Source organism: uncultured Meiothermus sp. (assembly GCF_937863175.1).
Lineage (GTDB): Bacteria > Deinococcota > Deinococci > Deinococcales > Thermaceae > Meiothermus.
In genome coordinates this window covers 1-8,206 of record NZ_CALMCQ010000388.1, presented here as the reverse complement: position 1 = coordinate 8,206, position 8,206 = coordinate 1, and the positions used below count along the sequence as shown (strand labels likewise).

The window sequence follows — 8,206 nt, the reverse complement described above, 5'->3', positions numbered from 1 at the left end:
AAAAAACTCCAGCGCCGATGGAGGGGGGGTGAAAGAGAGGCTTTTGCCAATGCGGCTAAAGGTTTGTTGCAAGGCTTGGCCCAGGCCCGGATAGCGGTCGGGAACCACCCACATGGGCGTGCGCTCGAGGAGCGAATAGGCCAGAAACTTGGCGGGGTTTTTGCTCAGGCTCACTTCGGGGCGCAGGCGATCACGCTCGAGCAGCAAAGCCTGGTCTATCCGGGCCAGTTCGGTGGGCTGGTGGGTGGCCAGCAACAAAAAACGCAGGTAGCGGTAGGTGGCGAGGGGGTGGGCCAGCACTTCCACCTCGACATTTTCCCGAAACCCCAGACGAACAATCTCGGTTCCGCTGGCCGCAGCATAGAGTCCGGCTCCGGCAGCGCCCCCGAAATCGTAGCCTCCTTCCAGCACAAACTGCGTACCGGTGGCGGTGAGCTCGAGGGCAAAGTCGCGTGCGAGCAATGCCGCCCACCAGCCCTCTCCAAAACCCACCACCCCATAAGGCGGTGCGTACCGGGCCAGGGGAGCCGGCCCGGAGCCCACCAGATCGCGCAGATCGAAGGCCAGGCCCAGGCGGTCGGCGAGGTAGGTCTCCTGCGAATCGAGGTCGCGCATTCACCTCAGTTTACCGACCTGCCGGGCCATACTGGGTTTTGGGGGCTTGACCGGCCCGTTCAGGCGTTGATTGGCGGTCTGGTTGCGGCTTCTCCCGGGAAGCTGCGAAAGCTTCACCGGAAACCAATTTTCTGGGGTTCTTGCAAGCGCGACCCGGAGACTTGTCCCCCCATTTTCCGAATTACCCCAGACAAGGTAGCCTATTTTAGCCGTGTCGCCCTGGTCTGTCCTCGTTGCCGCCATGTCTGCCGGAGCTGCGGTATCGCTCATTGGACAGGCTTACCCAACCCTCGCACCATTTATCCGCCCAGATCTGGGACTGTCTTTGGCGGCGGTGGGCTTGCTCAACACTTTTATCTACCTGGGCACCATGGTGGGTGCTCTACCCTCTGGCTGGCTCACCGACCGGCTGGGCAGCCGTACAGTCATGATTGTTGGAACCCTGGCAGCGGCTGCCCTCGCCCTCACGATAGCCCTTTTTGTTCAGTCTCAGTGGATGTTCGTTCCGCTCTTGCTGGTGGTAGGGCTGGTGGTAGCCTCATCCACGCCAGCCGGTTCCCAGGCGGTAGCTCGGTCGTTTCCACCCGAGCGACGGGGTCTGGTGATTGGCTTGCGCCAGATGTCGGTGCCCCTGGGAGGCGCGCTGGCAGCCGCCATCCTGCCGGTGGTCGCCCACTTCTCCGACTGGCGCTGGGCCTCGGTGGTCGCAGCAGCGATTGCCGTGCTGGCTGCTCTGGTTGCCTCGAGGCTCTATTACGAAAGTATTCCTCCAATAGCAAGGCTACAGGGAGTCAGCCTGCCTCTTGCGCGGGTTTTGCGCGAACGCAACATCCTGCTGGCGGCGGTTGCAGGTATCACCCTACCCACTGGCCAATTCGTGATGATTACCTACCTTATTTTGTTTCTGAGCGAAGGTTTTGCTGTTTCCATTCTGACCGGCGCAGCCCTCCTGACCGCTGCCCAGTTCGCGGGTGCTTTTAGTCGGGTGTTCTGGTCGTGGCTTTCGGATAAACGCGGGGGAAGGCGCAAGCCTTTGCTGGTAATGATGGTCACGCTGGCCGGCCTGAGCGCCCTGGTACTGGCCTGGCTTCCTCCGGGTACACCCCTGTGGATTATGGCCTTGATTGTGGTTCTTTACGGGGCCACCGCACTGGGATGGCAAGGGCTGCATTTCTCGCTGTTAACCGAACTATCTCCCCCTGGTTGGGAAGGCCGGGTGGTGGGGTTTGGCCTGATTTTTACCTCGATCGGCATCGCCTCCGCACCACCCCTGTTTGGCTTGCTGGTGGACTTCAGCAACAACTACGCTCTGGGTTGGATCGCCCAGGCGGCGGTCTTTGGGATAGGGGCCTTGTTGCTCTCTAACGTGGTCGAACACCGGCGCAATCCTCAGTCCGAGTAGGGGGTGGGATACCGCACCCAGCGGTGGGTTTGCAGGCGAGCCATTAGCTCCACGGGCAGGCGTGTTCCATCGCTGGTAGCCGCATTGGCTTCCACGTTTCGCACTTTGCGCATGCCTGGAATAATCGTGGAGACATCGGGGTTTTGCAGGATGAAGCGCAGGGCCAGATCGGGCAGGGTCATACCGGCTGGTACATCCATTTTGAGTCGCTCCACGCGCTCTAAGGTGGGAATCAGGTTGGAGGGATGGAAGTAGCGGCTGCGCCAGTCATCCGGCGGGAAGGTGGTCTCTTTGGTCAGGGTTCCGGTGAGCGAGCCTTCGTCGAAGGGCACCCGGGCAATCACTGCGATGTTTAACTCGCGGCAGACCGGGAAAAGTTCATCCTCGGGGTTCTGGTCGAAGAGGTTGTAGATCACCTGCACCGCATCAATCAGGCCGGTCTGTAGGGCTGCGATGGCGTTGGCTGGCTCCCAGCGGTTGATGCTGATCCCCCAGGCTTTGACCAACCCTTCTTCTTTTAGTTTTTGAGTTTCCTTCTGCCAGCGCATATCCAGAGCCCAGCGATCGTTCCAAACATGAAACTGCATTAAATCGAGCGAAGGCAGCCCCAGGTTTTGCAGGCTCCACTCGGTATAACGGCGGATGTGGTCGGGCGGAAAGCACTCCTCCAGAGTGTAATCGGCCCTGGCGGGCCACTTAAAGTTTTTGGCGGGAATTTTGCTGGCAGTATAGAGCTTCTGATCGGGGTGAGCCCGCACCAGCTCACCCAGGATTTTTTCACTCCGGCCCTCGCCGTAAGCCCAGGCGGTATCGAAAAAGTTCACCCCCAGCTCAACCGCGCGGTGTAGCGCACGCTGGGTTTCCTCGTCGTCGGAGCCTGTCCAGCCTGCCAACCCCCACATGCCATAGCCAATCTCCGAGACCTGCCAGCCCGTTCGTCCGAAGGTTCTGTATTGCATGAGCGCATTCTTACACAAACAGGCTGTCGGGGTGGAATTGCTCTCACACCCCAGAATATGCTGTGCCCGTGCGTTGAAATTAGTCTACCTCTGGGCTTGTGGCCGCAGAAAGGGCTCATGGCGAGGCAACAGGATTCGCAGTTCAGATCAGATAGGTTTTGAACCAGTTCAGGGTCAGGTTCCAGGCATCCTCGGCAGCATCCTTTTTGTAGTTGGCGCCGGTATCGTTGTGGAAGGCGTGGTTGGCGCCTTCATAGATTTTGATCTGGTAGCGGATGTTGGCGGCCTTAAGGGCTGTTTCCAGGGCAGGAATACCGGCATTGATGCGGGTATCGTGGCCGCCATAAATGCCCAGCAGTGCTGCTTTGATGTTCGGAACCCTGGCCAAATCGGGGGCTGGCCCGTAAAAAGGCACTGCTGCTTTTAGCTCGGCTACCTCGGTGGCCATGCGCCAGGTCAAGCCCCCGCCAAAACAAAAGCCAGTAACACCGAGTTTATCGGCCTGTACCCCCTGGGTGGCCTTCAAGACCTTGAGGGCTTCTTGCAGGTTGGCCATGTGCTCATCGCCTCCAGCCTGGGCCAGGTAGGCGGAAATTTGGGCGGTATCGGCAATTTTCGCAGTACCGCCGATCTTGGAAACCAGATCGGGGGCCAGCGCGATATATCCAGCTTTTGCCAACCGGCGGGCTACATCCTGGATATGCGGTTGCAGCCCCCGATTTTCGTGAATCACAATCACGCCAGGGTGGGAGCCCCCACCTGCTGGGCGGGCCAAATAGGCGATCTGGTCTATATCCCGAGCCTTGTAGCTCAGCTCGCGTATCTGGATGGCTGGATCGGTGGGGCTGACCAGCGGCTGGGCCTGTGCCTGCTGGGTCTGGGCTGGGGCCTGTTGGGCCTGCGCCAACTCGCTCACGCTAACCCCAGTGATGCCCAGCGATGCCAGGAGGGCCCTGGCTCCAGGAACTCCACCGCCCAGCAGCACCGAGCGCCGCAAAAACTCCCGGCGCTCGAGCTCCCCTTCACGATAGTCTTCTGCGAACTCCTCTGCCACATACCGGAACAGGTCTTGACGAAACATAGCTTTATACCTCCCAAACCCAGTCTTATCGCTTTACCAGGTGCAAAGCCACGCCCCATGCACAAATGTATATCTCACAATACTACCCGCCAGAAAACAAACCGCTACCCTCCGGGGCTGGGTTGGTGGATGGTTGGGGCCGCCTACCGGACTTTTAACAATTCGGCCAATTCTGTATACAGGCGTTCTTCTTCTGGGCTTGGGTTGATCGGAATGGTTATGCGGATTTCGGCGTACTGGTCTCCACGGCTCTTGTCCTTGCGGGGCCAGCCTTTGCCAGAGAGCCGCAGCTTGCGTCCGGCCTGGGTACGCTTGGGAACGGTCATCTCCACGGGGCCATCGAGGGTTTGTACCCGCACCTTACCTCCGAGTACCGCAATGGGCGCGGGTAGCTCCACCACCGTGTAGAGGTCGTCACCTTCCAAACGCATATCGGGTCGGGATTGCAGCCTGATGTGCAAATATAAGTCCCCACCTGTGCGACCTTTCCCACCAAGGCGAATCTTTTGACCCTCGCGTACTCCGGGAGGAATCTTTACAGTAATACGCTCGGAGCCGATGGAGATGGTTTTTTCGCCCCCTCGGTAGGCGTCTTCCAGCCCCAGGGGCAGTTCGGCCTCGAGGTCTTCTCCTACCCGGCGCTGACCCTGGCGGGGAGTTTCTCCAAACAGGTCGCCAAAACCGCCGCGTCCCCCCATGTTGCCAAAGAGCTGCTGGAAGAAGTCGGAAAAGTCGCCCACATTGCCCGTGAAGCCGCCAAAGCCTCCCTGTCCGGGCGGTGGGCCTTGCCAATTCCCGCTGCCCGCAGTGGTGCCGTAGGTATCGTAGAACTTGCGCTTTTCGGCATCGGACAGGACCGTATAGGCCTCGTTGATTTCCTTGAACTTGTCCTCGGCCCCGGGATCTCTGTTGATGTCGGGGTGGTATTTGCGGGCAAGTTTTTTGAACGCCTTCTTAATCTCATCTTCGGAAGCGTTTTTGGATACCCCGAGAATTTTGTAGTAGTCCTTGTAGGCCATAGGTGATGCTCATAGCTGATAGCGGGTCGCCCATAGCTAAAGACTTTGCTATCGGCTACTGGCTATCGGCTCGAGGCTCCTCCTGCTTAATGCCGCTCCCCACCCCCACCACCACCCGCGCAGGCCGTATCAGCAAATCGCCATACTTGAAGCCCTGCTGGTAGACGTGCATGACCTTGCCGTCCTCGCCTTCAACCGCCGCAATGGCCTCGTGGAAGCGTGGATCGAAGTCGGAGCCAGTCCCCGGTACGGCTTCCACGCCCAGGCTTTTGAGGTTGCGGGAGAAGTTTTCCAGCACGGTTTTGACGCCTGGAATCAGGTCTTCGGGCTTCACGCCTGCGAAACCCAGGGCTCGCTCGAGGTCGTCCTGCATACCCAGCAGCGAGCGCACTGCATCGAACTTGCCATTGCGCTGGGCCGCTTCCAGTTCGCCGGTCATGCGCTTTTTGTAGTTCTCGAAATCGGCGTACAGACGCAAGAATTTATTCCTGGAGGCCTCGAGCTCGGCTTTCAAAAACTCCACCTCGCCCTTGAGCTGATCCAGCTCAGCGGGTTCTAACAGGGTCTGATCCACAGCGGATTCAGTCATGTCTTTCTCGTGATCCATCTTCAAACCTCGGCTAAACCGCAGGAAACCCAGAGTTGGAAATGTTGCCATTCCCTACCCTACCCCCAAATCCTTAGTCGGCGGGTTTATAATCCGCATCAATCACATCGTCGGGCTTCTGGGTGGTGCTTTGGGTTCCTGCGGTGGCCCCTGCGCCGGCAGCCCCCTGTTCGTAGGCTTGCAGGGCCGCGAGCAGTTCCTCGGTGGCGTTGCGCAAATCGGCATCGGAACCATCGGTATCCACCAGGGTCTTGGCCTTGCCGACTGCAGCTTCCAGCCGGCTCTTGGCCTCGGGGGTGCTTTCCTTTTCGGTCATCACCCGCTCGGCCTGGATGCGGGCGGTGTCGAGGTTGTTCTTGAGGTCGGCGTGTTCTTTGCGCTTGCGGTCGGCTTCGGCGTTGGCCTCAGCCTCCTTCACCATGCGGTCAATTTCCTGCTCGGAGAGGGTGGTGGTGTTCTGGATGGTAATGGAGGCTTCCTTGCCGGTGGACTTCTCCCTGGCCTTGACGCTCAGGATACCGTTGCGGTCAATGTCGAAGGTCACTTCGATCTGGGGCATACCTGCGGCCATGGCCGGGATGCCGTCGAGCCGGAAGCGGCCCAGACTCTTGTTGTCACCCGCCATGGAGCGCTCGCCCTGTACCACGTGAATCTCCACCGAAGGCTGGTTGTGGTCGGCGGTGGTGAAAATCTCCGATCGGGTCACCGGCACGGTGGTGTTGCGGCTGACCAGGACGGTCGCCACCCCCCCTTTGGTTTCCACGCCCAGCGAGAGCGGGGTGACATCCAGCAGCACCATGTCCTCGACCGCGCCGGTCAGGATACCCGCCTGCACAGCGGCCCCCAGGGCTACCACCTCGTCGGGGTTGACGGTGCGGTTGGGCTCCTTGCCCAGCATCTCCCGCACGATCTGTTGCACCGCCGGAACGCGGGTCGAGCCACCCACCAGCAATACCTCATGAATAGCGCTGGCCGAAAGGTTGGCATCGCGCAGGGCTTGCTCTACGGGGCCGCGAATCTTCTTGAGCAGGGGTTGGATCAGGTCTTCAAATTTGGCGCGGGTTAGCTTGCGCTCGAGGTGCAAGGGGGTCTTACTCACCGGGTCGAGGCCAATGAAGGGCAGGCTGATGGTGGTCTCGGTAACCGCCGAGACTTCAATCTTGGCCTTCTCGGCGGCCTCAATCAGGCGCTGCAAAGCCTGGCGGTCGGCCTTGAGGTTCACGCCCCCCGACTCCTTCTTAAACTCCTCGGCCAGCCAGTTAACAATGGCATGATCCATGTCCGAACCGCCCAGGTGGGTGTCGCCCGCAGTGGAAAGCACCTTGAACACCCCACCGCCAATTTCCAGCACCGTTACGTCGAAGGTGCCGCCGCCGAGGTCGAAGACCAGCACGGTCTCGTCGCCTTTCTTGTCCAGCCCGTAGGCCAGGGCCGCCGCGGTAGGTTCGTTGACAATGCGCAACACCTCCAAACCGGCGATCTTGCCAGCGTTGGTGGTGGCCTCGCGCTGCGAGTTGTTGAAGTAGGCCGGAACGGTAATCACGGCCCTGGTGATTTTCTCACCCAACTTCTTGGAGGCGTCATCTGCCAGCTTGCGCAGAATCATGGCCGAGATCTCCTCCGGGGTGTAGAGCTTGCCCGCGATGTCTACCCGCACCCCGCCATCGGGGCCCTGCACCATCTTGTAGGGGGCCCGCTTCACCTCGTCCTGCACCTCATCCCAGCTACGCCCGATGAAGCGCTTGATCTCGAAGACGGTGCCCTCGGCATTAAGCACTGCCTGGCGGCGGGCTACCCGGCCCACGAGCTGGTCACTGCCCTTGAAGGCCGCCACGCTGGGGGTGGTGCGCTCGCCCTCGGCGTTTTCCAGCACCACGGGCGTTCCGCCTTCCATGATGGCGATTACGCTATTGGTGGTTCCCAGATCAATTCCCACGGCTTTGGCCATATATCCTCCGATAACCGCACTAAGCACGGCTCACTAGGGGACAGGATAGCTTTTATTAGCAGGATAGTCAATAGAGTTGAGTGTGGTTGTATCAATCTTACCCAGTACTTAAAGCCAGCATACCTTCGATGACCGTGCGTTGACTGGGGGGCCAATAGAAGAGTTGAGAGCGGTCTAAGCTCGTCCTCAAGGGGACATTCGAACTTTACAGCCTACGGTTCTCTTGACTACCTTTGAGTATGCAATTGGGTGTACTCTGGGGGAACCATGAACCGGTTGCCGTTCAACTTGTGGTTTGTCCTGCTCCTTGCTATTTTGATTGCCTGGGCCTTCAGCCTGACCTCCAATCAGCAGCCCACCAATCAGGTGGCCTATACGACGTTTCTTAACGAAATAGACCAGGGGCGGGTTGCCAAAATTGCAGTTGATGGACGGCAGCTCAATGTAACCCGCAAGGAAGACAGCGACCAGTACGTCACTTTTGCACCCAGCCCAGTGGACACCACCACCATCCGCGAATGGGGCGACAAAAAAATCCAGGTGGAGGTTGCCGCACCCCGGCGGGATAACCCTTT

Annotated in this window: 8 protein-coding genes; 2 read left to right on the top strand and 6 right to left on the bottom strand. The window is 59.5% G+C overall.

Features of this window, described 5'->3' with window-relative positions:
• On the bottom strand, positions 1-615 hold a 615-nt coding region (locus Q0288_RS14555; RefSeq protein ID WP_299431837.1), incomplete at its 3' end, for a mannose-6-phosphate isomerase.
• Between the two features lie 241 nt (positions 616-856).
• On the opposite strand from Q0288_RS14555, the gene Q0288_RS14550 reads away from it, so the two are divergent.
• The gene (locus Q0288_RS14550; RefSeq protein WP_299431835.1) at positions 857-2,017 is read left to right on the top strand and encodes an MFS transporter; all 1,161 of its coding nucleotides are present in this window, start codon (positions 857-859) and stop codon (positions 2,015-2,017) included.
• Here Q0288_RS14550 and Q0288_RS14545 read toward each other — a convergent pair.
• The 5 genes from Q0288_RS14545 to dnaK form a co-directional block, all read right to left on the bottom strand.
• Positions 2,005-2,976, bottom strand: coding sequence for an aldo/keto reductase (locus Q0288_RS14545; RefSeq protein WP_299431833.1), 972 nt, complete (start codon positions 2,974-2,976; stop codon positions 2,005-2,007). The genes Q0288_RS14550 and Q0288_RS14545 overlap by 13 nt on opposite strands.
• A gap of 142 nt (positions 2,977-3,118) precedes the next feature.
• Positions 3,119-4,057, bottom strand: a complete 939-nt coding sequence (locus tag Q0288_RS14540) for a dienelactone hydrolase family protein (protein WP_299431831.1) — start codon at positions 4,055-4,057, stop codon at positions 3,119-3,121.
• 143 nt (positions 4,058-4,200) lie between these two features.
• A complete protein-coding gene (locus Q0288_RS14535) occupies positions 4,201-5,076 on the bottom strand; it encodes a DnaJ C-terminal domain-containing protein (RefSeq protein ID WP_299431829.1) in 876 nt (291 codons plus the stop codon).
• Positions 5,077-5,131: 55 nt separating this feature from the next.
• On the bottom strand, positions 5,132-5,665 hold the full coding sequence (locus Q0288_RS14530; RefSeq protein ID WP_299431827.1) for a nucleotide exchange factor GrpE: 534 nt from the start codon (positions 5,663-5,665) through the stop codon (positions 5,132-5,134).
• Positions 5,666-5,756: 91 nt separating this feature from the next.
• Positions 5,757-7,631, bottom strand: coding sequence for a molecular chaperone DnaK (dnaK, locus tag Q0288_RS14525; protein ID WP_299431825.1), 1,875 nt, complete (start codon positions 7,629-7,631; stop codon positions 5,757-5,759).
• 267 nt (positions 7,632-7,898) lie between these two features.
• Between dnaK and Q0288_RS14520 the strand changes: the two genes are divergently transcribed.
• Positions 7,899-8,206, top strand: a 308-nt coding sequence (locus Q0288_RS14520) for an ATP-dependent metallopeptidase FtsH/Yme1/Tma family protein (RefSeq protein WP_299431823.1), incomplete at its 3' end; no start/stop codon positions are given.